General features: G+C 65.3%; 22 protein-coding genes. 12 read left to right on the forward strand and 10 right to left on the reverse strand.

Annotation, left to right across the window (positions count from 1 at the left end; genetic code table 11):
* The first annotated feature begins 37 nt into the window (after positions 1-37).
* The 7 genes from grpE (at position 38) to Q9246_RS00705 (ending at position 7553) form a co-directional block, all read left to right on the forward strand.
* The gene (grpE, locus tag Q9246_RS00675; protein WP_306394656.1) at positions 38-613 is read left to right on the forward strand and encodes a nucleotide exchange factor GrpE; all 576 of its coding nucleotides are present in this window, start codon (positions 38-40) and stop codon (positions 611-613) included.
* A 121-nt stretch (positions 614-734) separates the two neighbouring features.
* Positions 735-2681, forward strand: a complete 1947-nt coding sequence (dnaK, locus tag Q9246_RS00680; RefSeq protein WP_306394658.1) for a molecular chaperone DnaK — start codon at positions 735-737, stop codon at positions 2679-2681.
* Positions 2682-2801: 120 nt separating this feature from the next.
* Positions 2802-3932 carry a molecular chaperone DnaJ gene (gene dnaJ, locus Q9246_RS00685; RefSeq protein ID WP_306394659.1) on the forward strand — a complete coding sequence of 377 codons (1131 nt, stop codon included), beginning with the start codon at positions 2802-2804 and terminating at the stop codon, positions 3930-3932.
* Between the two features lie 205 nt (positions 3933-4137).
* A complete protein-coding gene (gene can / locus Q9246_RS00690; protein WP_306394661.1) occupies positions 4138-4836 on the forward strand; it encodes a carbonate dehydratase in 699 nt (232 codons plus the stop codon).
* Positions 4814-5182, forward strand: a complete 369-nt coding sequence (locus tag Q9246_RS00695) for a nucleotide pyrophosphohydrolase (RefSeq protein ID WP_422802346.1) — start codon at positions 4814-4816, stop codon at positions 5180-5182. Before can ends, Q9246_RS00695 begins: the two co-directional genes overlap by 23 nt.
* A gap of 205 nt (positions 5183-5387) precedes the next feature.
* Positions 5388-6146 (forward strand): gamma-glutamyl-gamma-aminobutyrate hydrolase family protein, encoded by a 759-nt coding sequence (locus Q9246_RS00700; RefSeq protein WP_306394663.1) that lies wholly within the window; start codon positions 5388-5390, stop codon positions 6144-6146.
* Between the two features lie 36 nt (positions 6147-6182).
* Complete coding sequence (locus Q9246_RS00705) at positions 6183-7553, forward strand: glutamine synthetase family protein (RefSeq protein ID WP_306394665.1); 1371 nt, start codon at positions 6183-6185, stop codon at positions 7551-7553.
* A 162-nt stretch (positions 7554-7715) separates the two neighbouring features.
* On the opposite strand, the gene Q9246_RS00710 is transcribed toward Q9246_RS00705, so the two are convergent.
* The 3 genes from Q9246_RS00710 to Q9246_RS00720 form a co-directional block, all read right to left on the reverse strand.
* Positions 7716-9176 (reverse strand): high affinity choline transporter 1, encoded by a 1461-nt coding sequence (locus tag Q9246_RS00710; RefSeq protein ID WP_306394667.1) that lies wholly within the window; start codon positions 9174-9176, stop codon positions 7716-7718.
* Positions 9177-9305: 129 nt separating this feature from the next.
* Positions 9306-10043, reverse strand: a complete 738-nt coding sequence (locus Q9246_RS00715; RefSeq protein WP_306394669.1) for a LytR/AlgR family response regulator transcription factor — start codon at positions 10041-10043, stop codon at positions 9306-9308.
* A gap of 4 nt (positions 10044-10047) precedes the next feature.
* A complete protein-coding gene (locus Q9246_RS00720; RefSeq protein WP_306394670.1) occupies positions 10048-11106 on the reverse strand; it encodes a sensor histidine kinase in 1059 nt (352 codons plus the stop codon).
* A gap of 176 nt (positions 11107-11282) precedes the next feature.
* Between Q9246_RS00720 and Q9246_RS00725 the strand changes: the two genes are divergently transcribed.
* The gene (locus Q9246_RS00725) at positions 11283-12059 is read left to right on the forward strand and encodes a DeoR/GlpR family DNA-binding transcription regulator (protein ID WP_306394671.1); all 777 of its coding nucleotides are present in this window, start codon (positions 11283-11285) and stop codon (positions 12057-12059) included.
* On the forward strand, positions 12056-13204 hold the full coding sequence (locus Q9246_RS00730) for an MFS transporter (RefSeq protein WP_306394673.1): 1149 nt from the start codon (positions 12056-12058) through the stop codon (positions 13202-13204). The genes Q9246_RS00725 and Q9246_RS00730 overlap by 4 nt, the downstream gene beginning before the upstream one ends.
* Here the strand turns inward: Q9246_RS00730 and thpR are convergent.
* Both thpR and panB read right to left on the reverse strand, forming a co-directional pair.
* Entirely contained in the window at positions 13194-13706 is a 513-nt protein-coding gene (thpR, locus tag Q9246_RS00735) for an RNA 2',3'-cyclic phosphodiesterase (protein WP_306394675.1), read from the reverse strand. The genes Q9246_RS00730 and thpR overlap by 11 nt on opposite strands.
* 10 nt (positions 13707-13716) lie before the next feature.
* Positions 13717-14583 (reverse strand): 3-methyl-2-oxobutanoate hydroxymethyltransferase, encoded by an 867-nt coding sequence (gene panB, locus Q9246_RS00740; protein WP_422802347.1) that lies wholly within the window; start codon positions 14581-14583, stop codon positions 13717-13719.
* A gap of 332 nt (positions 14584-14915) precedes the next feature.
* Between panB and Q9246_RS00745 the strand changes: the two genes are divergently transcribed.
* On the forward strand, positions 14916-15623 hold the full coding sequence (locus Q9246_RS00745; protein WP_306394676.1) for a choice-of-anchor K domain-containing protein: 708 nt from the start codon (positions 14916-14918) through the stop codon (positions 15621-15623).
* Between the two features lie 111 nt (positions 15624-15734).
* Here Q9246_RS00745 and Q9246_RS00750 read toward each other — a convergent pair whose 3' ends face one another.
* The 5 genes from Q9246_RS00750 to hda are packed head-to-tail and all read right to left on the reverse strand — an operon-like array spanning position 15735 to position 19307.
* Positions 15735-16082: a DMT family protein gene (locus Q9246_RS00750; protein ID WP_005664942.1), complete on the reverse strand. Its 348-nt coding sequence runs from the start codon at positions 16080-16082 to the stop codon at positions 15735-15737.
* A 13-nt stretch (positions 16083-16095) separates the two neighbouring features.
* On the reverse strand, positions 16096-16569 hold the full coding sequence (gene folK / locus Q9246_RS00755) for a 2-amino-4-hydroxy-6-hydroxymethyldihydropteridine diphosphokinase (protein WP_306394682.1): 474 nt from the start codon (positions 16567-16569) through the stop codon (positions 16096-16098).
* Positions 16566-17960, reverse strand: coding sequence for a polynucleotide adenylyltransferase PcnB (gene pcnB, locus Q9246_RS00760; protein ID WP_306394683.1), 1395 nt, complete (start codon positions 17958-17960; stop codon positions 16566-16568). Before pcnB ends, folK begins: the two co-directional genes overlap by 4 nt.
* Positions 17953-18627: a histidinol-phosphatase gene (locus tag Q9246_RS00765; RefSeq protein WP_306394685.1), complete on the reverse strand. Its 675-nt coding sequence runs from the start codon at positions 18625-18627 to the stop codon at positions 17953-17955. The genes pcnB and Q9246_RS00765 overlap by 8 nt, the downstream gene beginning before the upstream one ends.
* Positions 18624-19307 (reverse strand): DnaA regulatory inactivator Hda, encoded by a 684-nt coding sequence (gene hda, locus Q9246_RS00770; RefSeq protein ID WP_306394686.1) that lies wholly within the window; start codon positions 19305-19307, stop codon positions 18624-18626. The genes Q9246_RS00765 and hda overlap by 4 nt, the downstream gene beginning before the upstream one ends.
* 168 nt (positions 19308-19475) lie before the next feature.
* Here hda and purM point away from each other — a divergent pair, with 168 nt between their 5' ends.
* Positions 19476-20519, forward strand: a complete 1044-nt coding sequence (gene purM / locus Q9246_RS00775) for a phosphoribosylformylglycinamidine cyclo-ligase (protein WP_306394687.1) — start codon at positions 19476-19478, stop codon at positions 20517-20519.
* Positions 20520-20523: 4 nt separating this feature from the next.
* Positions 20524-21117: an adenylyl-sulfate kinase gene (cysC, locus tag Q9246_RS00780; protein WP_306394690.1), complete on the forward strand. Its 594-nt coding sequence runs from the start codon at positions 20524-20526 to the stop codon at positions 21115-21117.
* Positions 21118-21119 lie beyond the last annotated feature (2 nt).

Below are 21119 nucleotides of genomic sequence, written 5' to 3' on the forward strand. Positions count from 1 at the left end.
CAACTCAGCCAAGTCCTTGATTCTAGGAGTTTTTCCGATGCAAGACCAAGAAAACAAAGAGGTGCTCGACCAGCAACCTGGCGAAGCGCCTGTCGCTGACGCCACTGAGGGTGCGAACGCCCAAGCCGAAGCGCCTGCCGCGCCATCCGCCGAGCCAGGCCTCGAAGAACAACTGAGCGCCACCGAAGCCAAGCTGGCCGAAATGCATGACGCCTTCATGCGCGCCAAGGCCGAGGCCGATAACATCCGCCGCCGCGCCCAGGAAGACGTGAGCAAGGCCCACAAATTCGCCATCGAAAGCTTCGCCGAGGCCATGGTGCCGGTGCGCGACAGCCTGGAAATGGCCGTCAAGGTCGAAGCCCCGACGGTCGAGTCGATCAAGGAAGGCGTCGAAATGACGCTCAAGCAGCTCACCGCTGCTTTCGAGAAGAACCGCCTGGTCGAAGTCATGCCGCAGCCGGGCGACAAGCTGGACCCGAACAAGCACCAGGCCGTGGCCGTCGTGCCGTCGGAGCAGGAAGCCAATACCGTGGTCACCGTGCTGCAAAAGGGCTACATGATCGCCGACCGCCTGCTGCGTCCGGCCATCGTGACCGCCGCGGCGCCGAAATAAGGAGCGGCAGCGGCATCTGTGTGTGTTCTAACTGACGCTGTCAACTGAGCCACTTGAAAGCACGCTGCTCCTTCCCAATATTGAATCCATCAGAAATCCACAAATACTAAAGGAACACATCATGGGCAAAATCATCGGTATCGACCTGGGCACCACCAACTCCTGCGTCGCCATCATGGAAAACGGTACCCCGAAGGTGATCGAGAACGCCGAAGGCGCGCGTACCACGCCGTCGATCATCGCCTACCAGGAAGACGGCGAGATCCTCGTCGGCGCACCTGCCAAGCGCCAGGCCGTCACCAACCCGAAGAACACCCTGTTCGCCGTCAAGCGCCTCATCGGCCGCAAGTTCGACGAGAAGGAAGTGCAAAAAGACATCTCGCTGATGCCCTACCAGATCGTCAAGGCCGACAACGGCGACGCCTGGGTCGGCGTGCGCGACAAGAAGCTCGCTGCGCAGCAGATCTCGGCTGAAGTCCTGCGCAAGATGAAGAAGACCGCCGAGGACTACCTGGGCGAAGAAGTCACCGAAGCCGTCATCACCGTGCCGGCCTACTTCAACGACTCGCAGCGCCAGGCGACCAAGGACGCCGGCCGCATTGCGGGCCTGGACGTCAAGCGCATCATCAACGAGCCGACCGCGGCCGCGCTGGCCTTCGGCCTGGACAAGACCGACAAGGGCGACCGCAAGATCGCCGTGTATGACCTGGGCGGCGGCACCTTCGACGTCTCGATCATCGAGATCGCTGACGTCGACGGCGAGAAGCAGTTCGAAGTGCTGTCGACCAACGGCGACACCTTCCTGGGCGGCGAAGACTTCGACCAGCGCGTGATCGACTACATCATCGACGAATTCAAGAAGATCAACGGCCTCGACCTGTCGAAGGATCCGATCGCCCTGCAGCGCATCAAGGCTTCGGCCGAGCGCGCCAAGATCGAACTGTCGTCGTCGCAGCAGACCGAGATCAACGAGCCGTACATCGCCATGGCCAATGGCGCGCCGGTCCACCTGAACCTCAAGATCACCCGCGCCAAGCTGGAATCGCTGGTCGAGGAACTGATCGCCAAGACCATCGAGCCATGCCGCATCGCGATCAAGGATGCCGGCGTCAAGGTCTCGGACATCGACGACATCATCCTGGTCGGCGGCATGACCCGCATGCCGAAGGTGCAAGAGAAAGTGAAGGAGTTCTTCGGCAAGGATGCGCGCAAGGACGTGAACCCTGACGAAGCCGTCGCCGTCGGCGCCGCGATCCAGGGCTCGGTCCTGTCGGGCGAGCGCAAGGACCTGCTGCTGCTGGACGTGACCCCGCTGTCGCTGGGCATCGAGACCCTGGGCGGCGTGATGACCAAGATGATCCACAAGAACACCACGATCCCGACCAAGTTCTCGCAGGTGTTCTCGACCGCCGACGACAACCAGCCGGCCGTGACCATCAAGGTCTACCAGGGCGAGCGTGAAATCGCGCAAGGCAACAAGAGCCTGGGCGAATTCAACCTCGAAGGCATCCCGCCGGCAGCACGCGGCACCCCGCAGATCGAAGTGACCTTCGACATCGACGCCAACGGCATCCTGCACGTCGGCGCGAAGGACAAGGCCACCGGCAAGGAAAACAAGATCACCATCAAGGCCAACTCGGGCCTGTCGGAAGAAGAAATCCAGAAGATGGTGAAGGACGCCGAGCTGAACGCCGAAGAAGACAAGAAGGTCAAGGAAATGGCTGAAGCCCGCAACCAGGGCGACGCGCTGGTCCACTCGACCCGCAAGTCGCTGGCCGAATACGGCGACAAGCTGGACGCGGGCGAGAAAGAGAAGATCGAAGCGGCGATCGCCGACCTGGAAGGCGCGATCAAGAGCGGCGACAAGGCCGACATCGACGCCAAGACCGCGGCCCTGTCGAGCTCGGCGCAGTCGCTGGGCGAGAAGATGTATGCCGATATGCAGGCGCAGCAGGCAGGCGCGGCAGGTGGCCCGGGCGCTGCCGGCGCGGCTGGCGGCGAACAGTCGGCCAAGCAGGACGACGACGTGGTCGACGCCGACTTCAAGGAAGTGAAGGACGCCAAGTAAGCGTCTTTGGCGCGGGATTGACTACTTTCCCGCGCACAGGCCGAGCCGACACCTTTACTGGTCATCGGCTCGGTTTTTTTGGTTTCAACACATCAGATGCAGACAAATTAGGTGCCGACCATGGCGAAGCGTGATTTTTACGAGATCCTCGGGGTCGCAAAGGGTGCGTCGGAAGACGAGATCAAGAAGTCCTATCGCAAGCTTGCGATGAAGTACCACCCTGACCGCAACCCGGACAACAAGGAAGCGGAAGAGAAGTTCAAGGAGGTCAAAGAGGCCTACGAGATGCTGACCAACCCGGAGAAGCGCGAAGCGTATGACCGCTTCGGCCACGCCGGCGTGGATCCGAACAGCGGCATGGGCGGCGGCTTCGGCGGCGGCGCGGGCGGCTTTGGCGACGCCTTCGGCGACATCTTCGGCGACATCTTCGGCGGCGGCCGCGGCGGCCGCGGCGGCGGACCCCAGGTCTACCGCGGCGCCGACCTGCGCTACAACCTCGAAATCACGCTGGAACAGGCGGCCCACGGCTTCGACACGACCATCCGCGTGCCGAGCTGGGACAAGTGCGACACTTGCCACGGCAGCGGCGCCAAGCCGGGCACCCAGCCGGTGACCTGCACCACCTGCGCCGGCCACGGCCAGGTGCGCATGCAGCAGGGCTTCTTCAGCATCCAGCAGACCTGCCCGAAATGCCATGGCAGCGGCAAGATCATCCCCGAGCCGTGCGCGGCCTGCGGCGGCGCCGGACGCATCAAGCGCAACAAGACGCTGGAAGTCAAAATCCCGGCCGGTATCGACAACGGCATGCGCATCCGCTCGTCGGGCAATGGCGAGCCAGGCACCAACGGCGGGCCGCCGGGCGACCTGTACGTGGAAATCCACATCAAGCAGCACGCGGTGTTCCAGCGCGAAGGCGACGACCTGCATTGCGAAATGCCGATCTCGTTCAGCAAGGCTGCCCTGGGCGGCGAGATCGAAGTGCCGACGCTGACCGGCAAGGTGTCGTTCACGGTGCCTGAAGGTACGCAGACCGGCAAGACCTTCCGCCTGAAGGGCAAGGGCATCAAGAACGTGCGCTCGGGCTATACCGGCGACCTGTTCTGCCACGTGGCGGTCGAGACCCCGGTCAAGCTGACCGACAAGCAGAAAGACCTGTTGCGCGAATTCGACCGCCTGACCACCGAAGGCGGTTCCAAGCACAGCCCGCAGAGCAAGGGCTGGATGGACAAGGTCAAGGACTTCTTCGAATAAGCCCATCCGCACTACCCAACCGCCGACCGGCACGCGCCCTCGGCGGTTTTTTTCGCCTGGCCCGGCAGCGCCGCGGCCCTGCAACGCTGTTACACTTCACGTAATTTTGAGGAGCACCCGCCGAAACGCCCGCACGAGATGGGCCAGGCAACGTCAGCCGGGACACCTCCCGCGCGACGGCAACACGACAATATAAGGAATCACGATGGACAAGTACAAGACCAAGGGTTTGACCGCGGCGGAGCTGTTTGAACGGAACCGTACCTGGGCCGCCTCGATGGTGGCCGAGGACCCGAACTTCTTCAAGGCGCTGCAAGACCAGCAGGCGCCCGAATACCTGTGGATCGGCTGCTCGGACAGCCGGGTGCCGGCCAACGAGCTGCTGGGCATGGCGCCGGGCGAACTGTTCGTGCACCGGAACATCGCCAACGTGGTCGTGCATTCCGACCTGAACTGCCTGTCGGTGCTGCAGTTCGCGATCGACGTGCTCAAGGTGAAGCACATCATCATCTGCGGCCACTACGGCTGCTCGGGCGTGCATGCGGCGCTGACCGACATCCGCGTCGGCCTGGCCGACAACTGGCTCGGCCACGTGCGCGACGTGCGCGAAAAGCATGGCAAGTACCTGGGCAACGTGGCCGGCCGCGCCGCCACCAACCGCCTGGTCGAACTCAACGTGGCCGAACAGGTGATGAACACGGCCCACACCACCATCGTGCGCGACGCCTGGGAACGCGGCCAGCCGCTGACCATCCACAGCTGGGTGTACGGCGTGCACGACGGCCTGCTGCGCGACCTGGGCATCACGGTCAGCAGCTTCGACGAGATCGCGCCCAAGCTCGAGCGCGTGCTCGATGGCTACCTGGAAGACGGGGAAGTGCGTGACGAACGCCGCGGACAGTGATCTTGTGCGCCTGCGCGACCTCGTCCGCGTCTTCGTGGACGAGCGCGACTGGGACCAGTTCCATACGCCCAAGAACCTCGCCTCGGCCCTCTCCGTCGAGGCGGCCGAGTTGCTGGAACACTTCCAGTGGCTGCCGTCGGGGCGGGTCGAAGAACTCGGCGCCGCCAAGCTGAACGAGGTGCGCCACGAGATGGCCGACGTGCTGGTCTACCTAGTGCGGCTGGCGGATAAACTCGACGTCGACCTGTTCGCGGCGGTCGAGGAAAAAATGGTGCTCAACCGCGCCAAGTACCCGGCCGAGCTGGTGCGCGGCGATATGCGCAAGTATGACGAGTATAAGAAGTAAGCTGGCCGTTCAATAACGGCCAGAAACGTGTGGGCAGAGCTTGGCGATTGACGTTAAGCTTTTGACATGGAAACGCATTTTTGTCAGCGGACCGGCAGCAACGGCGTGGGCTTTCACGCCATGCCAGGTCTGGAATAAAAGCCCACGCGTCACGACCACCTTGTTTGCCTGACGGTCGCGCGCGTCTCAACACAAGGTAGAGTCCATGCGCCCCATCGTCATCGTTCCCGCCTGCACGCGTGATTTCGGCGAACACCCATACCACGCGGCCCAGCACAAGTATGTCGACGCCGTCACCCTCGGCGCCGACTGCGCTTCGTTCATTCTTCCTTCGCTCGGCGCCAACCTCGACCTGGAAACCCTGTTCGGCACCATCGACGGCATCATGCTGACCGGTTCGGCGTCGAATGTGCACCCCAGTTACTATTCCGAAGAATTGCTCGATCCTTCGCTGCCGCAGGACCCTGCGCGCGACCAGACCACCCTGCCGCTGATCCGCGAAGCGGTGCGGCGCGGAGTGCCGATCATCGCGATCTGCCGCGGCTTCCAGGAGATGAACGTGGCGCTGGGCGGCAGCCTGCACCAGGCGGTGCAGGCGGTGAGCGGCAAGTTCGACCACCGCGAGAATCCTGAGCTGGGCATGGACGAGCAATATGGCGACGCCCATAACGTCTCGCTATGCCCCGGCGGCCTGCTCGACCGCATCCTCGGCGTGCCCGAGATTCCCGTCAACTCGCTGCACGGGCAGGGCGTCAATGAACTGGCGCCAGGCCTGACGGTCGAAGCTCTTGCCGAAGACGGCCTGGTCGAAGCGTTCACGGTGTCGAATGCGTCCGGCTTCACGCTCGCCGTGCAGTGGCACCCCGAGTGGCGCATCCAGCACAACCCCTATTCGATGAAGATGTTCGGCGCATTCGGCCAGGCTTGCCGCGATTACCGCGAACAACGCCTGAGCAGTACCTGAACGTCTCTTCGTTCAACGACAGTGAGACTAAGCTAAATGGCGATACGCGATAACTTCAGCTATACCGACATGGAAGAGTGGCTCGACGCAAAACGGGTCACCGAAATCGAATGCCTGGTGCCCGACCTGACCGGGGTAGCGCGCGGCAAGATCCTGCCGCGCGTCAAATTCACCGATGACCGCGGCATGCGCCTGCCCGAAGTCGTGCTGGGCATGACCGTCACCGGCAACACGCCCGAGCGCGATGCCGCCTACGAGCGCGCCATCTCCAGCATCGACCGCGACATGATCCTCAAGGCCGACCCGACCACCATCACCATGGTGCCGTGGGCGGTCGACCCCACCGCGCAAGTGATCCACGACTGCTATTACGCCGATGGCCGGCTGGTCGATTTCGCGCCGCGCAGCGTGCTGCGGCGCGTGCTCAAGCTGTATGAACAGCGCGGCTGGAAGCCGGTGGTGGCGCCCGAGCTCGAGTTCTATCTCACTGCAAAGAATATCGACCCCGACCTGCCGCTGGCGGCCCCGATCGGCCGCAGCGGGCGCGCGGAGACCAGCCGCCAGGTGTACAGCATCGACGCGGTCAATGAATTCGATCCGCTGTTCGAGGACATCTACGATTACTGCGAGATGATGAACCTCGACGTCGACACCCTGATCCACGAGATCGGCGCCGGCCAGATGGAGATCAACTTCCAGCACGGCGAGCCGCTGGGCCTGGCCGATAAAGTGTTCTATTTCAAGCGCACCCTGCGCGAGGCCGCGCTCAAGCACGATATGTATGCCACCTTCATGGCCAAGCCGATGGCGGGCGAGCCGGGGTCGGCGATGCACGTGCACCAGAGCGTGGTCGATGCCGCGAGCGGCAAGAACGTCTTCAGCGACGACGACGGCTCGCCGTCGACCCTGTTCCAGCAGTATATCGGCGGCCTGCAGCGCTATATGCCGTCGGCGATGGCGATCGTCGCGCCTTACGTCAACTCGTACCGCCGCATCGTGCGCGAGACGGCGGCGCCGATCAACCTGCAGTGGGGGATCGACAACCGCACGGTGGGCTTCCGGGTGCCGGTCTCGGGCTCGCAAGACCGCCGCATCGAGAACCGCGTGATCGGCGCCGACGCCAATCCCTACCTGGCGCTGGCGGTCACGCTGGCCTGCGGCTATCTCGGCATGACCGAGGCGCTGGAACCGTCAGCGATGGTGGAGGGGAATGCCTACGATATGCCGGTGGAGCTGCCGCAGGGTTTGTCGGAGGCGATCACCCTGCTGCGGCGCGAAGACCGCTTGCGCGATGTGCTGGGGGAGAGGTTCATCGACGTGTACACGGCGGTGAAGGAGCTCGAGCATCGGGAGTTCATGCAGGTGATCAGCCCGTGGGAGCGGGAGCATTTGTTGTTGCATGTTTGAGGGTGCGTGCACGCATGCGAACTTGGGTTCCCGCCTTCGCGGGAACGACGTTTGAAGGGTGCGGGCCACGGTCGATGATCGTGGCCCGAATCATATGTAAGTCGTTACCTCCACTGGAGGTAACGACTTACCGCGCAGGCGGGAACCCGAGTACCAACCAGCCTACGCCCTGGCCTCCAGCACATCCTGCGTCGCGCCACGATTCTTGAAAACCTGCGGCGCCAGCGACCCGACGACCATGCCGACAAAGGCCGCGATCAAGCCCGCCAACTGCCCCGGGAAATGCTCGCCCAGCGACGTGATCTGCTCGAAGAACAGGATCCAGGTAAACAGTCCCGCGCCGATCGAGAAGATCGCACCCTGGGTGGTGGCGCGCTTCCAGTAGATGCCCATCACCAGCGGAATGAAGGCCCCCACCAGCGGCACCTGGTACGCCCCCGACACCAGCTCATAGATCGACGTGCCTTCCATCGCGATCGCATACAGCAGCACCAGCGCCGCGAACACCACGATCGAGATCCGCATCGCGAACAGCTGCTCGCGGTCGGTCATGCCGGGCCGCAGGTTCTTGAGGATGTTCTCGACAAAACTGGTCGACGGCGCCAGCAGCGTGGCCGACGAGGTGCTCTTGATCGCCGACAGCAGGGCGCCAAAGAACAGGATCTGCATGAACAGCGGCATCTGCGTCATCACGAAGGTCGGCAGCAGGCGCTGGTAGTCGTTCTGGGCCAGGTCCAAAGCGGTATTGCCCATCACGACCACGGCGGCGGCCACGATGAACATCGGCACGAAGGCGAACACGATGTAGCTGGCGCCGCCGATCACGGCGCCGGTACGCGCGGTCGGGGCGTCCTTGGCCGACATCACGCGCTGGAACACGTCCTGCTGCGGGATCGAGCCGAACATCATGGTGATCGCGGCGGCGATGAAGAACAGGATGTCCTTGAGGCTCGGCTCCGGCAGGAAGCGCCACAGGTCGGCCTGCTGCGCCATTGCCAGCACGTTGCCGGCGCCGCCGGCCAAATCGGCGGCGAACCAGGCGATCACGCTCATGCCCACCACCAGCACGATCATCTGGATGAAGTCGGTCACGGCGACCGCCAGGAAGCCGCCCACCACCACATAGATCAGCACCGTCAGGGTGCCGACGATCATGCCCGTGGCCGGCGACATAGCGCCCGCGGTCAGCACCGTGAACACCAGGCCCAGCGCCGTGATCTGGGCCGCGACCCAGCCCAGGTAGCTCATGATGATGGCCACCGAGCAGAACACCTCGATGCCCTTGCCGTAGCGCTGGCGGTAGTAGTCGCCGATCGTCAGCAAATTCAGTTTATAAAGCCGCGCGGCGAAGAACACGCCGACCAGGATCAGGCACATGCCGGCCCCGAACGGATCCTCGACCACCGCGTTCAGGCCACCCTGCACGAACTTGGCCGGGATGCCCATCACGGTCTCGGCGCCGAACCAGGTGGCGAAGGTGGTGGTGATCACCATGATCAGCGGCAGGCTGCGGCCGGCGACGGCGAAGTCGCTGGTGTTCTTGATCCGCGTGCCCGCCCACATGCCCAAGGCAAGCGTACCCAGCAGGTAGAGCACGACGAAAGAGATCAGGGTGATATTCATGCGAATGGATGCTCCGAGGGCCAGGAATTATTATCGGGCGGAAAATTCGCGATTATAAAGGCAGAACCCGGCGGTAGGATCAAGAATGCATCGATTTGCCGCTTGATGTTGCTTTCAAGTAAATCCGGCTCAAATCGCCATCTCGCGCAGCAGCTTGGAGGCCTCGCGGTTGGCGCCGATGCAGGCGCCGTCGCGCATCAGGATCTGCAGCTGCGACTGGTCGTCGGCGCGCATCGATTCGACGAAATCGAGGTTCACCAGCGCCGAGCGGTGCACGCGGATGAAGCGGCGCGGGTCGAGCTGGCTTTCCAGCTCCGAGATCCCGATCCGCACCAGGAAGTGCTGGCCGCGCGCCACGATCACCGTGTACTTCGAATCGGCCTTCATGTATTCGATCTCGCCCACGGCCAGCGGGAAGATGCGGCCGCGGTCGCGCACCAGGATGCGCTCCAGCAGCGCGGCGCCACCGCCCGCCCGCGCCAGTGCGTCCTCGAGCGCCGGGCGCTCTTGCACACCGCCTTCCAGCAGGCGCGCCACGCTGGCGGCGAACCGCGCCCGCGTAAATGGCTTGAGCAGGTAGTCGACCGCGTGCAGTTCGAACGCGGTCACCGCGTACTGGTCGTAGGCGGTGGTGAAGACGATCTGTGGCAGGTAGTCGAGCCGGCGCAGCACCTCGAGGCCGGTCATCTCGGGCATCTGGATGTCCATGAACACCACCTCGGGCCGCAGCAATCCGATGCGTTCGAGCGCGCTGGCGCCGTCGGCGGCTTCGCCCACCAGGCGCAGGCCGGGATGGGCATAGATGGCGTCGCGCAGCACGTCGCGCGCCAGCGGTTCGTCTTCGGCAAAGAATACGGTCTTGGTCATGGTCTCAGGTGCAGGGAATGGTGACGGAAACGGCGAAGCCGGCGCCGGGGCGGGAATCGACGCTCAGCGCAGCGCGGCCGGCATAGTCGAGTTCGAGGCGGCGGCCGATGGTGCGCAGGCCCAGGCCGGGGGCGGCCGTGACCTGCGCCGGGTCGGCGCCCGGGCCGTCGTCGCGCACGGTCAGGCGCAGCACGCCCTTGTGGCGGTCGTGGCGGCTCTCGATGCGCAGCAGGCCGGGCCGGCTGTGCGGATTGAAGGCATGCTTGATGCTGTTCTCGACCAGCGGCTGGACGCTCAGGGCGGGCAGCAGGCAGTCGCCGACGCCGGCGTCGAGATCCCATTCGACCCGCAGCCGCTGGCCCAGGCGCAGGCTTTCCAGCTCCAGGTAGTCGCGCACGAAATCGAGTTCGGCGTCGAGCGTGACCCGGTCGACCTCGGCGCGCTCGGTGTCGAGCACGTAGCGCAGCATGTCCGAGAACTGGAACAGCGCCGTCTCGGCCGCGGCCGGATTGCGCTGGGTGAGGGCGATGATCGAGTGCAGGGTGTTGAACAGGAAGTGGGGATTAAGCTTGCTGCGCAGGGCGCCCAGTTCGGCCGCGACCAGCAGGGTTTGCGCCTGCTGGGCGGCCAGCGCCTGGCGCTGGGCGGCGGCATTGGCGCGCACGGTCTGGAAGATGCCGGCCAGCAGGGCATAGCCCATCAGGCTGTACATCAGCGGCCAGGCGTGCCACGACAGCGAACGCGAGTCCCCTTTGTTCAGCAACACGATGACCAGGTGGGCGCAGGCGGCGAAGGCGACGGCCGCCGCCAGGTGGATCGCCAGGCGTGCGCCGGTGGACAGGCCGCGCCGGTCCATCCAGCCGGTGAGGGGCCAGACCAGCGCCAGCAGGATGCCCGACGGTCCGGTGGTCAAAAAGGCGTAGGCGATCAGCGTCGGGTCGAACTGCCCGGCCGCCAGTTCGTCGGCCTGCACCACGAGGCCCACCAGCACGAGGTAGGCGGTCCAGGCGCCGATATAGATGCGCCACATGGGCGCGAGCGAAGCGGTCTTGGTTGGATTCATCCACCAAGTATCGTCGAGTTTGGACCGCTTGCGTCATGCCATGCGCCGGGTTGCGGGATGACGGCGCCAATTGCCGCCCCAAAGCGACGAAGCGCATCTCTGCATGTTCTTGCATGTTATTGCGCGAGTGTGCGTGTTTGTGTAAAGTGATGCAATCAATGAATTGGAGCAAGTAAATGCAGTTGCCTGAAGAACGGCGCCAGTTGATCGTCGATGCGGTCGAGCGCGAAGGGCGGGTGCTGGCGGCCGAGCTGGCGGCGCGGCTGGCGACGTCCGAAGACACGATCCGGCGCGACCTGCGCGAGCTCGACGCCGCCGGCCTGCTGCGGCGCGTGCACGGCGGCGCGATCCGCCTGCGCCCGGCGGCCAGTTTCGACCAGCGCGCCGCCAGCGACCTGCCGCGCAAGACGCAGCTGGCGCACGGGCTGCGCGACTGCATCCGTCCCGGCGACACGGTGCTGATCGACGCCGGTTCGACCCACCTGGCGCTGGCGCGCCTGCTGGAGGACGGCTGCTGCGCCACCATCGTCACCAACAGCCCGCAGATCGCGCTGGCGCTGGGCGGCTTCCAGCGCACCCGCATCGTGCTGCTGGGCGGGACCTATCATCCGAACGAAGGCGCGGTGTTCGGCGCCGCCACGCTGGCCGAAGTACAGCGCCTGCGGCCCGACCTGGCCATCGTCGGGGTGTGCGCGGTCGACCCCGCGCGCGGCCTGGCGGCCATCGACGCCGAGGAAGCGGCGCTCAAGCAGGCCATGCTGGCCGTGAGCGTGCGGCGCGCGGTCGCCGCCCTCAACGAACGTTTCGACGACCGCGCGCCCTTCCTGTTCGGCGCGCTGGACGAGATCGACCACCTGGTGCTGGAGGCCGACGCGCCGCCCGCCACCGTCACGACCCTGCGCCGGAGTCATCCCGCGCTCGACATCAAACTCACCACCAAGGCCACCGCATGACCCACGTTTCCACCATCGACGCGCGCAGCATCGAAGCCGGCCGCTGGGCCATCTCGACCGTATTCCTGCTCAACGGCGCCGGCATCGGCCTGTGGGCGGCCCACGTGCCGACCGTGCAGGCGCGCATGGGCATCGATACCGGCATGCTCAGCCTGGTGCTGCTCACCATCGCCGGCGGCGCGCTGATGGCGATGCCGCTGATGGGCGGGCTGACCGGGCGCTTCGGCACGCGCCGGATGGTGCTGGTCGCGGGCTTCGCCTTCGCCCTGATGACGGCCGTGATCATGGCCATGCCGCGCCTCGACCTGCTGTTCGTGGCGGCCTTCCTGTTCGGCGTCAGCAACGGCGCGCTCGACGTCGCGATGAACGCCAACGCCAGCGAGGTCGAGACCGCGCGCGGCCTGCCCACCATGTCGTCGTTCCACGGTTTCTTCAGCCTGGGCGGCCTGTTCGGCGCCAGCCTGGGCGGCGTGCTGGTCGGTCAGGGCCTGGGCCATGGCGAGGGCGCGCTGATGGTGGGCGTGGCGACCGCCGTGGTGCTGGCCTTGAGCGCGCCGCGCGTGATGGGCTTCGCGGCCCATGCGACAGGCAGCCATTTCATGCTGCCGCGCGGCGCCGCCCTCGGCCTCGGCATGCTGGCGCTGCTGTGCTTCGCGGTCGAAGGCGCGCTGGTCGACTGGAGCGCGCTGTTGCTGGAAGAGCGCACCGGCGCCTCGCCGGCATCGGCCGCGCTGGGCTATTCGGCGTTCTCGATCGCGATGGCGGCCTGCCGCTTCGCGGGCGACCGCATCATCCTGCGCTTCGGCGCGGTGCGGGTGATGGTGATCGGCGGCCTGTCGATGTTCGCCGGCCTGGCGCTGGCGGTGCTGAGCACGAATTTCGTGGTCTCGAGCCTGGGCTTCGCCCTGGTCGGCCTGGGGGCGGCCAATGTGGTGCCGCTGCTGTTCGGCGCGGCGTCGCGCATTCCCGGCATGCATCCGGGCGCCGGCGTGGCGGCGGTGGCCACGCTCGGCTATGGCGGCCTGCTGCTGGCGCCGCCGGTGCTGGGCTGGGGCGCGATGCACTCGAGCGTGATGGTGGCGCTCGGTGCGCTGTCGCTGTCGGGGATCGTGATCGCGCTCAGCGCAGGGGTGCTCAGGAAGTAGGGTACTCGCGCAGCACGGTGTAGAGGCCGTTGCGCGATTCGACCAGCGTATAGCCGGCGATGTCCCACGCGATCGCCGGACCAGGTTCCGGCACGGCGACGCTGCCGGCGCGGCGCGCCATCGTGACGTGCGGCCGGTAGGCGCGCGCCTCGGGCTGCAGGCCGAGATCGGCCAGCGCCTGCGCCAGGCGCGCATGCAGCGCCAGCAGTTCCGGCGGCGCGTCGAACGGCTCGAGCACCGCGATCCCATGCGGCCACAACACTGGTTGGCCGAGTTCGAGCCGGAACGGGGCAAACGGCACGGCAAAGCCATCCAGTAATGCAGGCAGGCGTTCGCCGGGTACGTCGCCCAGGAAGTGCAGGGTCAGGTGCAGCTTGTCGGCATGTACCGGCGTGGCCCCGCGCGGCCAGGGCCAGGCATCGCGCGCCGCGCGCAGCTGCTGGCGAACGGCGGGATCCGGCCACAGTGCCAGGAACAGACGCAAAGTCTCTTGCTGGCCCATGACGGCTCCGTTAGAAGCAGTGCTCGGGCGCCGGGAAGCTGCCGTCCTTCACGGCCGCCACATAGGCCATCACGGCGGCGTCGATGCTGGTCTGGCCATCCATGAAGTTCTTTACGAAGCGCGCCTTGCGGCCCGGGAACACGCCCAGCAGGTCGTGCATCACCAGCACCTGGCCCGAGCAGTCGGGACCGGCGCCGATGCCGATGGTCGGCACCGCCAGCAAGTCGGTGACTTCCTTGCCCAGCGCCGCCGGCACCGCCTCGAGCAGCACCACGGCGGCGCCGGCCGCCTGCAGCGCCAGCGCGTCGTTCTTGAGGCGCTCGGCGCCTTCGCCGGTCTTGCCCTGCACCTTGAAGCCGCCCAGCTGGTGCACGAACTGCGGGGTCAGGCCGATGTGCGCGCACACCGGGATGCCGCGTTCGACCAGCAGGCGCACGGTGTCGGCCAGCCAGGCGCCGCCCTCGATCTTGACCATGTGGGCGCCGGCGCGCATCAGTTGCACCGCGCTGTCGTAGGCCTGCTGCGGGTTGCCGTAGCTGCCGAAGGGCATGTCGGCCAGCACCAGCGCATTCTTGTTGCCGCGCGCGACCGAGGCCGTGTGATAGACCATGTCGGCCACCGTCACCGGCAGGGTCGAGTCGTAGCCGGCGCACACCATGCCCAGCGAATCGCCGATCAGGAGGATCTCGACGCCGCAGCGGTCCATCAGCGAAGCGAAGCTGGCGTCGTAGCAGGTCAGCATCGCGATCTTGTCGCCGGCGGCGCGCTTGGCGAGCAGTGCGGGAACGGTCACGGCCTTCGGCAATGCCGGCACCGGCGTCGGCACCGTCGCCGCGCTGGTGGTGGCCATGTCGTTACCCTGCAAGTAAGAGCTCATACAAAAATCCTTTGGAAAACGAAAACGTCAGACCGCGTAGTGTAATGCGGCGCACGCTAACGTGCAGGAATGTCGCCGGCCGATGTTCGAGAGGAGAGCCGTGCCGATTCACCAAATGGAGTATCTCCATGGTAAGAGTCGGTATTTTTTACATAACAATATGTGCGTTGAATGGAAGACTTGAAGAATCAATGGCTTATGCTGTTGGCATGATTCTGGCTTTACGACAAATCATGGGAATAACAAAAAAGGAGATGCAAAAATAAGCCTTCTGATAATTCACAAACAGCAGCTTGGATTTAAAAATTCCTAATCCTGAAAGGACAAGCAAAATGTTGAATTTTCGTTCCACAATCAGCGCCGTCATCCTGGCAGTTCCGATGATTTTCGCCGCTGGCGCCGCCAGTGCAGCCCCTATGGTTACCGGCTCTTCGAGCGGGAACTTTTCCGATATGAGTTGTGGTGCGTTGGGTGGATGCGCTACCAATGACACTGTCAATGGAAATGATAGCCAGATGGAATGGGGTGGCTGGACCGGCATTGGCTCGACCCTGACCGCGATACGGCGTACCTGGGATTTCCCCGCTCCAGCGGGTGGCGTTGTGCTGGCCGAGCTCGCGTGGTCAAACAAGTCGACTTCGGCATTTACCACGCCGGCATTGTTTAGCGCGTTGTATAACTTGACGATCGATTTCAGCCGCCCGACTGATGTAGACGACACCGAACAATTCAACCTGGCCGTCCTCAATATCTTCAACAATACCGGTGACACCTTATTTGGCTTGCAGTTGACGGACCTGGCGAATCTTTCGTTCAACCTCGGTGATGTCGGTATCTCGAATCTGAGATACCAGCTCGCCTCCGGTCCAGGCACCTTTGAAAACAGTATCTGGTATAACCCGGAGAACCAGATCTCCACGCTCTACATCGTGGCCGATTTCACCGACAATAGCGTGGCCCAAGTGCCCGAGCCGGGCTCGTTGGCGCTGGTTGGCCTGGGCTTGCTCGGCGTCTCCATGCTGCGCCGCCGCCGCGGCTGATGCCAGCGCTTGCCGCGGTCCGGGCAAGCGACTGAGCAGCAAGAGCTTGCGCTCGTGAGGGCGCAAGCTCTTGCTGCATGAAGATGCTACGCGACGGTCTCGCCCCGGCGCTCAGGAACGAAAAATGAAGTAGACGGCGCCCACCAGGCACAGACCGGCCCAGACATAATCGAGCTTGAACGGCTCATTCATGTAGAACATCGCGAACGGCACGAACACGGTCAGCGTGATCGCCTCCTGCATGATCTTCAGCTGCGCCAGCGAAAACTGCGTATGGCCGATGCGGTTGGCCGGCACCTGCAGCAGGTACTCAAATAACGCAATGCCCCAGCTGATCAGCGCCGCTACATACCAGGCGCGGTGCTGCAGGCCCTTCAGGTGGCCATACCAGGCGAAGGTCATGAACACGTTCGACAGGATCAGGAGGCCCGTGGTCTGGGCCCAGACGGGCAGGTTCATGGCGTGTGCGTCCTCAGGCGAGCCTGGCGATGGTCTGGCCCGCCACCAGCGCCGCAAAGTTGCGCGCCGGGCCGTGGCCGGGAATGACGATGTCGGGGGCGATCTCGAGCAGCGGCTGCAGCACGAAGGCGCGTTCGTGCATGCGCGGATGCGGCACCGTCAGGGTCGGGCTGGCGATGATGTCATCCTCATACAGCAGCAGGTCGAGGTCGAGCGTACGCGGCGCGTTATGGTAGGGCCGCTCGCGGCCATGGGCCTGCTCGATGTCCTGCAGCGCCTTCAACAGGTCGTGCGGCGCCAGGGTGGTGTCGAGGCAGGCCACGGCGTTGATGTAATCGTCGCCGCTCGAATCGATCGGGGCGGTGCGGTACAGGCTCGAGGTATGCAGCAGGGTGCTGCCGTCCAGCCGCGCCAGGCGCGCCAGCGCGTCGAGCACGTTCGCCTGCGCGTCGCCCAGGTTGGCGCCGATCCCGACCCAGGCCTTCATTCCGACGAATCGCCCGCTGCCGCTGGCGCCGCTGCGCCGCCTTCACCACCGGTCTTGCGCGGGCCACGGCGCGGACGGCGCTTCTTGGGCGCGCCGCCATTGGCGCCGCCTTCGCGCTCGCGCGTGCTGGCCGCCGCCACCAGGCGTTCGCGGTCGCCGCCTTCGGCCGCATAGAACTCGGTCCACCATTCGCCCACCTCGGCCGGCAGCTCGCCCGAAGCGCAGCGCAGCAGCAGGAAGTCGTAGCCAGCGCGGAAACGCGGATGCTCCAGCAGCTTGTACGGCGCGCGGCCGGCGCGGCGCTCGAAGCGCGGCTGCATGGCCCAGATGTCGCGCATGTCGGTGGCGATGCGGCGCTGCAGGGCCAGGTTCTCGGTTTGCGTTTCGAGCACGGCATCGGCCGCCAGGTGCAGCGCGGGAATCGGCGCTTCGCCGGCGGCGCGGTAGGCGGTCCATTTTTCGAGCACCTGGTGCCACAGCAGCGAGGCGAACAGGAAGCCGGGCGACACGCCCTTGCCGGCCTTGACGCGCGAGTCGGTGGAGTCCAGCGCCAGGGTCACGAACTTCATGCCGATCGGCTGTTCCAGCACCACGTCCAGCAGCGGCAGCAGGCCATGGTGCAGGCCGGCCGAGCGCAGCTCCTTGAGGCAGGCGAGGGCGTGGCCCGACAGCAGCAGCTTGAGCATCTCGTCGAACACGCGCGCGGCCGGCACGTTGTCGATCAGCGGCGCCATGACGGGGATCGGCGCGCGCGTGGTCGGCTCGATCGTGAAGCCCAGCTTGGCCGCGAAGCGCACCACGCGCAGCATGCGCACCGGGTCTTCGCGGTAGCGCGCCTCGGGCATGCCGATGATGCGCAGGGTCTTGGCGCGGATGTCCTCGATGCCGCCGTGGTAGTCCAGCACCGATTGCGTGGCCGGATCGTAGTACATCGCGTTGATGGTGAAGTCGCGCCGCGCGGCGTCTTCGTGCTGCGGGCCGAAGCTGTTGTCGCGCAACACGCGGCCATGCTCGTCCTTGGGCGCGTTGTCGCTGCCGTTGCCGCGGAAGGTCGTTACCTCGAGCAGGTCCTGGCCGAACATCACGTGCACGATCTGGAACCGGCGGCCGATGATGAAGGCGCGCCGGAACAGTTTTTTCACCTGCTCGGGCGTGGCGTCGGTGGCGATGTCGAAGTCCTTGGGCTTGACGCCCAGCAGCAGGTCGCGCACGGCGCCGCCGACGACGAAGGCCTTGAAGCCGGCTTCCTGCAGGGTTTGCGTGACGCGGATCGCGTTGGACGAGACGTTCTTCGGATCGATGCCGTGTTCGGCGGGGCCGAGGATGGTCGGTTCGGTGGAGTCGCGCTGGTCTTTCACACCCAGGATTTTACGGATGAATTTTTTAATCATTGAATAGTTGGATGGTTGGCCAGCCCTGCTCGCGCGCATGGGTCGCGAGCGCGGCGCTCGGATTGGTCGCGACCGGATGGGAGACGATGGACAGCAGCGGAATGTCGTTGTGCGAATCGCTGTAGAAATGGCTGCTGCCGAAGCTGCCGAACGGCTGCCCCAGACGTTCCAGCCAGGCATGCATGTGCGTGATCTTGCCCGGGCCCGAGGTCGGGGTGCCGGCCAGGCGTCCGGTCAGCTTGCCGTCGGCGTCGACCTGCGGCATGGCCGCGATATGGTGCTCGACGCCGAAGGCAGCCGCGATCGGCGCCGTGATGTAGTGGTTGGTGGCGGTGATGATCGCCACCAGGTCGCCGGCCTGCTGGTGCTCGCGCACCAGTTTCAGGGCTTGCGGCCGGATCGCCGGTTCGATCACTTCGCGCATATAGCGCGCATGGAGGGCATCGAGTTCGTGGCGCGGAAAGCTCGCCAGGGTGCCGAGCGCGAACTCGAGGTATTCGACCGGGTCGAGCACGCCGGCATTGTACTGGGCGAAGAAGGCGTCGTTGCGGGCGCGGTAGGCATCGCCGTCGACCGCGCCGACCCGCGCCAAAAATTCGCCCCATTCGTGGTCCGAATCGAGCGGCAGCAGGGTGTGGTCGAGGTCAAACAGGGCAAGGTTTTTCATTCTTTGGGTTCGAGCGGCAGGTTCTCTTGCAACAGCAGGTCGCGCAGCAGGGGCAGCGTGACCGGGCGCTGGGTTTCGAGCGAATACTGGTCCAGGGCGTCCAGCATGGTCGACAGGGAACGCATGTCGCGTTTGAAATGAGACAACAAATAGGGTAACACGCTGGCCGACAAGGTCAAACCGCGCGCCTCGGCGGCGTGCGTCAGGGCCTCGATCTTCTGGTCGTCGGACAGGCCGTGGATCTGGTACACCAGGCCCCAGCCCATGCGGGTGCGCAGGTCTTCGCGCACCTGCAGCACGGCCGGCGGCACCGGGCCGGTGCAGACCATGTAGGCGCCATGCTCGCGGATCTGGTTGAACAGGGCGAAGGCGTCGATCTGGCGCTGCGGGGTCAAGCGGTCGCAATCGTCCAGCAGGTACAGGGTGGTGGCGGGCGCATGGACGAAATCGGCGGCCGGCGCGTCGGCCGCGATATAGCGCGCACCCGGGCTGGCCGCCAGGCCGTGCAGCAGATGGGTCTTGCCGGCGCCGGTGTCGCCCCACAGATAGGCGAAGTGTTCGCGCGAGCTGCGCTCGGCGAACAGGTGCATCAGGTGCGCCAGTTCGGCATTCGCCCCCACCTGGAAGGTGTCGAGGCTCTGGGCCGGTTCGGCGCCTAAATCGAGCACCAGCTGTTTCATGGCGTGGGCCGTTTCATGCCTGGCGTGGAAAAAAATGGCATGCCAATAAGGTCAAGTTTCGTTGTTATCTTCGTTAAACGGCTTGTGAGGGGAACCGTTTTGCTAAAATAGTGGATTGACCAGTTTCGCCGGTCGCCTCCTATTTTACCGCCTCCGCTGCCAAATACCATGAGCCAACCATCTAATGTTTCTCTCTCCTACCGCGACGCGGGTGTCGATATCGATGCCGGCGACGCCCTGGTCGAAGCGATCAAGCCGCTTGCCAAGCGCACCATGCGCGAAGGCGTGCTGGGCGGTATCGGCGGCTTCGGCGGTCTGTTTGAGATCAGCAAGAAGTTCAAGGAACCGGTCCTGGTATCCGGCACCGACGGCGTGGGCACCAAGCTCAAGCTGGCGTTCGAACTGAACCGCCACGACACGGTCGGCATCGACCTGGTCGCCATGAGCGTCAACGACATCCTGGTGCAGGGCGCCGAGCCGCTGTTCTTCCTCGATTACTTTGCTTGCGGCAAGCTGGACGTGGCGACCGCCACCGCCGTGGTCTCGGGCATCGCCAAGGGCTGCGAAGAGTCGGGCTGCGCCCTGCTGGGCGGCGAAACCGCCGAAATGCCGGGCATGTACCCGGACGGCGAATACGACCTGGCCGGCTTCGCCGTCGGCGCGGTCGAGAAATCGCAGATCATCGACGGCAGCAAGATCGTGCCGGGCGACGTGGTGCTGGGCCTGGCCTCGTCGGGCATCCACTCCAACGGCTACTCGCTGGTGCGCAAGATCATTAGCGTCGCCAATCCCGACCTCGAGGCCGATTTCCACGGCCGTAAGCTGGCCGACGTGCTGATGGCGCCGACCCGTCTCTACGTCAAGCCGCTGCTGGCGCTCATGGCGTCGATGGAAGTAAAAGGCCTGGTGCACATCACCGGCGGCGGCCTGGTCGAGAACATCCCGCGCGTGCTGCAGGACAACCTGACCGCGGTGCTGGACGCGTCGTCGTGGACCATGCCGCCGCTGTTCCAGTGGCTGCAACAGCATGGCGGCGTGGCGGATGCCGAGATGCACCGCGTGTTCAACTGCGGCATCGGCATGACCGTGATCGTCTCGAAAGAAAACGCGGATGCCGCCTTCGCCCAGCTCGAAGCGGCCGGCGAGACCGTCTACCGTATCGGCGAGATCCGCGCCCGCGAAGAAGGCCAGGCGCAGACCGTCGTCCTGTAAGCGCATGACCTTGCCCGCGCCGTCCGCTCCCGTCCTTGGCGACGAGCGGCGCGCGCGGGCCGGCCACGGCGGCGCCGTGGTCTGGATCACGGGGCTGTCCGGCGCCGGCAAGACCACCCTGGCCGAGGCCGCCGAGCGCGCCCTGTTCGAACGCGGCTGCAATGTGTTCGTGCTCGACGGCGACAAGGTGCGCGGCGGGCTGTGCGCCGATCTTGGTTTTTCCCTCCCTGAACGTTCCGAGAATATCCGCCGCATCGGCGAAGTGGCGCGCCTGTTCCATCAGGCGGGCCAGCTCGTGCTGGTGTCGGTCATTTCTCCGCTGCGCGCCGACCGCGCGCGTGCGCGGGCGCTGGTGCCGGCGCCGGATTTCATCGAAGTGTATTGCCGCTGCCCGCTGGCGGTGTGCGAAGCGCGCGATCCGAAGGGCTTGTACCGCAAGGCGCGGGCCGGCCAGCTGCCGGAGTTCACCGGCATTTCCTCTCCCTATGAAGCACCCGAGGCGCCCGACGTGCTGGTCGACAGCGCCACCTCGTCGGTCGACGACGAGGTGGCGAAGCTGCTGGCCGAATTGCAGCGGCGCGGCATCATCGCCGCCTGAGT

Source organism: Telluria beijingensis (assembly GCF_030770395.1).
GTDB lineage: Bacteria > Pseudomonadota > Gammaproteobacteria > Burkholderiales > Burkholderiaceae_D > Telluria > Telluria beijingensis.

Coding starts and splice junctions, on each gene's coding strand:
- grpE (WP_306394656.1), top strand. CDS start 38: ATGCAAGACCAAGAAAACAAAGAGGTGCTCGACCAGCAACCTGGCGAA.
- dnaK (WP_306394658.1), top strand. CDS start 735: ATGGGCAAAATCATCGGTATCGACCTGGGCACCACCAACTCCTGCGTC.
- dnaJ (WP_306394659.1), top strand. CDS start 2,802: ATGGCGAAGCGTGATTTTTACGAGATCCTCGGGGTCGCAAAGGGTGCG.
- can (WP_306394661.1), top strand. CDS start 4,138: ATGGACAAGTACAAGACCAAGGGTTTGACCGCGGCGGAGCTGTTTGAA.
- Q9246_RS00700 (WP_306394663.1), top strand. CDS start 5,388: ATGCGCCCCATCGTCATCGTTCCCGCCTGCACGCGTGATTTCGGCGAA.
- Q9246_RS00705 (WP_306394665.1), top strand. CDS start 6,183: ATGGCGATACGCGATAACTTCAGCTATACCGACATGGAAGAGTGGCTC.
- Q9246_RS00710 (WP_306394667.1), bottom strand. CDS start 9,176: ATGAATATCACCCTGATCTCTTTCGTCGTGCTCTACCTGCTGGGTACG.
- Q9246_RS00715 (WP_306394669.1), bottom strand. CDS start 10,043: ATGACCAAGACCGTATTCTTTGCCGAAGACGAACCGCTGGCGCGCGAC.
- Q9246_RS00720 (WP_306394670.1), bottom strand. CDS start 11,106: ATGAATCCAACCAAGACCGCTTCGCTCGCGCCCATGTGGCGCATCTAT.
- Q9246_RS00725 (WP_306394671.1), top strand. CDS start 11,283: ATGCAGTTGCCTGAAGAACGGCGCCAGTTGATCGTCGATGCGGTCGAG.
- Q9246_RS00730 (WP_306394673.1), top strand. CDS start 12,056: ATGACCCACGTTTCCACCATCGACGCGCGCAGCATCGAAGCCGGCCGC.
- thpR (WP_306394675.1), bottom strand. CDS start 13,706: ATGGGCCAGCAAGAGACTTTGCGTCTGTTCCTGGCACTGTGGCCGGAT.
- panB (WP_422802347.1), bottom strand. CDS start 14,583: ATGAGCTCTTACTTGCAGGGTAACGACATGGCCACCACCAGCGCGGCG.
- Q9246_RS00745 (WP_306394676.1), top strand. CDS start 14,916: ATGTTGAATTTTCGTTCCACAATCAGCGCCGTCATCCTGGCAGTTCCG.
- Q9246_RS00750 (WP_005664942.1), bottom strand. CDS start 16,082: ATGAACCTGCCCGTCTGGGCCCAGACCACGGGCCTCCTGATCCTGTCG.
- folK (WP_306394682.1), bottom strand. CDS start 16,569: ATGAAGGCCTGGGTCGGGATCGGCGCCAACCTGGGCGACGCGCAGGCG.
- pcnB (WP_306394683.1), bottom strand. CDS start 17,960: ATGATTAAAAAATTCATCCGTAAAATCCTGGGTGTGAAAGACCAGCGC.
- Q9246_RS00765 (WP_306394685.1), bottom strand. CDS start 18,627: ATGAAAAACCTTGCCCTGTTTGACCTCGACCACACCCTGCTGCCGCTC.
- hda (WP_306394686.1), bottom strand. CDS start 19,307: ATGAAACAGCTGGTGCTCGATTTAGGCGCCGAACCGGCCCAGAGCCTC.
- purM (WP_306394687.1), top strand. CDS start 19,476: ATGAGCCAACCATCTAATGTTTCTCTCTCCTACCGCGACGCGGGTGTC.
- cysC (WP_306394690.1), top strand. CDS start 20,524: ATGACCTTGCCCGCGCCGTCCGCTCCCGTCCTTGGCGACGAGCGGCGC.